Genomic DNA, 442 nt, shown 5'->3' with positions numbered 1-442 from the left:
TTCCCTTAGGCGTAGACCCTTCACCCGACTTTCTAGGCACGGCATCTGTTGGTTTAGTTTGGGTTGCTGCCTTACTTTCTACAATGCTTTCCTTGGATCGCCTGTTCCAGGCCGACTACGACGACGGTTCACTCGAGCAGCTTGTACTAAGCTCACACCCTTTATATCTGCTGCTGCTAGTTAAAGCCTTTGTTCATTGGTTGCTAATTGCTCTGCCGCTTGTGGTCATGTCGCCGTTACTCGCTGTCATGTTGCATCTTGACCCTCAACACCTGCCAATACTCTTATTGACCTTGATCATGGGGACTCCTGTTATCACCTTAATTGGTGGCATTGGTGCTGCATTGACGGTAAGCTTGCGCTCTGGTGGTGTGCTGGTTTCTCTATTAGTCTTACCACTGACTATACCAGTGCTAATATTTGGTACCGGTACGGTACAGGC

1 protein-coding gene is annotated in these 442 nt (G+C 48.9%); it reads left to right on the top strand.

All coding sequences use genetic code 11. The features are described from left to right. On the top strand, window positions 1-442 hold a 442-nt coding region (gene ccmB / locus A3729_RS10410), incomplete at both ends, for a heme exporter protein CcmB (protein WP_068633789.1).

The sequence above is a fragment of the Oleiphilus sp. HI0043 genome, assembly GCF_001634935.1.
The sequence above is the reverse complement of the archived record's forward strand: the minus strand, read 5'-3'. Positions and strand labels throughout refer to the sequence as shown.